General features: G+C 59.8%; 2 protein-coding genes. One reads left to right on the top strand and one right to left on the bottom strand.

Translation table 11 applies throughout. The annotated features are described in order from the left end of the window. Positions 1-177: 177 nt before the first annotated feature. Positions 178-693 (bottom strand): sterol desaturase family protein, encoded by a 516-nt coding sequence (locus WBM93_RS14110; protein ID WP_424432501.1) that lies wholly within the window; start codon positions 691-693, stop codon positions 178-180. Positions 694-795: 102 nt separating this feature from the next. Here WBM93_RS14110 and leuC point away from each other — a divergent pair, with 102 nt between their 5' ends. Next, on the top strand, positions 796-2,226 hold the full coding sequence (leuC, locus tag WBM93_RS14105) for a 3-isopropylmalate dehydratase large subunit (RefSeq protein WP_424432500.1): 1,431 nt from the start codon (positions 796-798) through the stop codon (positions 2,224-2,226). The last annotated feature ends 153 nt before the right edge of the window (positions 2,227-2,379 follow it).

Raw genomic sequence — 2,379 nt, 5'->3', positions numbered from 1 at the left:
GCCCCACACCAGCAGCGGCAGAACCAGATCATATTCCGCCAGATCGCCGGGATCGGTCCAGTGGCGGAAGCTGATATCGTCGCCCAGCAGCCGTTGATAGGTACGGCGCGCGGGGCCGAGATCCTCGAAATAATCGGGTGCGGCGGTCAATATACATATTTTTGGCAAGTTGCTGGCTTAGCCGACAGCGTCGCGCACGACAGCGGTGCCGGCTTCGCGCTGCATCTTCAACTCCGCCTTCAGCTTCGCCGGATCGCGGGCAAAGACAAAGCCGAAACTCACCCCGCCTTCCTTGCCCAAGGTCGCGTGGTGCAGCTTGTGGGCCTGCACCAGCCGTTTGGCATAGCCGCCTCTCGGAACATATTTGAAGTAGCGCTGATGGACCAGTCCGTCGTGGATCAGGGTGTAGATGATGCCGTAGAACATTATGCCGAGTCCGATCCATGTCCCCGGCTCCCACGCGCCCGAACCCATGATCAGGGGGCTACCGACGGCGAACATTGAAATGCTCATCGCCGCGCCGACAATCCCGAAAAGATCGTTCTTCTCCAGTCGCTTGTCATGCGGTTCGTGATGGTCGCGGTGCCAGCCCCAGCCGAAGCCGTGCATGATATATTTATGGGCGCCCCAGGCGACAAATTCCATCGCGATGACGGCGGCGAGGACAGTGGCTATGATGGCGAACAGGCTCATGTTGCCAAGATAGGCGCTCTTCAATGGGTTTTGAAGGCAATTCTATCTTGCACCAGCGATTGATCTGACTAAACGAAACCCCATATTGATTGTCAGGAACTTATGACCAACCCTCGAACCCTGTACCAGAAAATCTGGGATGCACATGTTGTCGACCAACGGGACGATGGTACGGCGCTGATCTATATCGACCGGCATCTGGTCCACGAAGTGACCAGTCCGCAGGCCTTTGAGGGGCTGCGCAAGGCGGGCCGCAAGGTTCGGCGGCCGGATCTGACGCTGGCGGTTCCCGATCACAATCTGCCGACCACGGCGCGTCTCGATGCCCAGGGTCAGAAAATTCCGATTGCCGACCCGCAAAGCGCGGCCCAGCTGGAAGCACTGGAAGCCAATGCGCCGGCATTCGGGATCAAATATATTGGTGCCAGCGATATCAATCAGGGGATCGTCCACGTTATCGGACCGGAGCAGGGCTTTACCCTTCCGGGCACGACATTGGTCTGCGGCGACAGTCATACTGCGGCCCACGGGGCTTTGGGCGCGCTGGCGTTCGGGATCGGGACCAGCGAAGTCGAGCATGTTCTGGCGACGCAGACGCTGCAACTGACCCGCTCCAAAGCGATGGAAATTCGCGTCGAGGGCTTGCTTGGCCCCGGTATCAGCCCGAAAGACCTGATCCTCCATATCATCGGGGTGATCGGAACGGCCGGCGGCACCGGCCATGTCATCGAATATCGCGGCGAAGTATTCGAACAAATGTCGATCGAAGGGCGCCTGACGGTTTCCAACATGTCGATCGAAGCGGGCGCGCGCGCTGGTCTGATCGCGCCGGACGACAAGACATTTGCCTATCTCAAAGGCCGTCCGATGGCCCCCAAGGGAGCGGACTGGGACGAGGCAGTGGCTTATTGGAAGACGCTGCCGACCGACGAAGGCGCGAAATTTGACAAGAGTGTGAAAATCAACGCCGCCGATGTCGTTCCGACCGTGACCTGGGGCACCAGTCCCGAGGATGTCGTCCCGGTAAATGGGGTGGTGCCGGCACCGGACAGCTTTGCCGACCCGTCCAAGCGGGATGCGGCACGCAAGTCTCTCGATTATATGGGGCTCGAACCGGGGCAGGCATTGCGCGATGTGGCGGTCGAGAATATCTTCATCGGCAGCTGCACCAACAGCCGGATCGAGGATCTGCGGGCTGCTGCTGCCGTTCTGACCGGCCGCAGTAAAGCAGACAATGTCAAATGGGCGATTGTTGTGCCGGGTTCGGGTCTGGTCAAGGCCCAGGCCGAAGCCGAAGGGCTCGACCGGATATTCACCGACGCCGGATTCGAATGGCGCGAGCCGGGCTGTTCCGCCTGTCTCGGCATGAATCCGGACAAGGTCCCCGCAGGTGAACGTTGTGCATCCACTTCCAATCGCAATTTCGTTGGACGGCAGGGACCGGGTGCTAGGACACATTTGATGTCACCCGCCATGGCCGCAGCGGCGGCGGTAACAGGTAAGCTCACTGACGTGCGTGAGTTGACAAGATAAGAGGTTGAAATGAGCGAAGATAACACGAATGACAAACGGCCTGACGAGCAGCCGGTGAAGAAAGAGACGCCCCGGGACGGTGAAACGGGAAAATGGTCAAACCGCGCCAAAGTCGGCGCGGCCATCGGCTCGGCAGCGGTTGCGGCGGCTCTC

Source organism: Parasphingorhabdus sp. (genome assembly GCF_049667325.1).
In the GTDB taxonomy this organism is placed as follows: Bacteria; Pseudomonadota; Alphaproteobacteria; order Sphingomonadales; family Sphingomonadaceae; genus Parasphingorhabdus.
The sequence above is the reverse complement of the archived record's forward strand: the minus strand, read 5'-3'. Positions and strand labels throughout refer to the sequence as shown.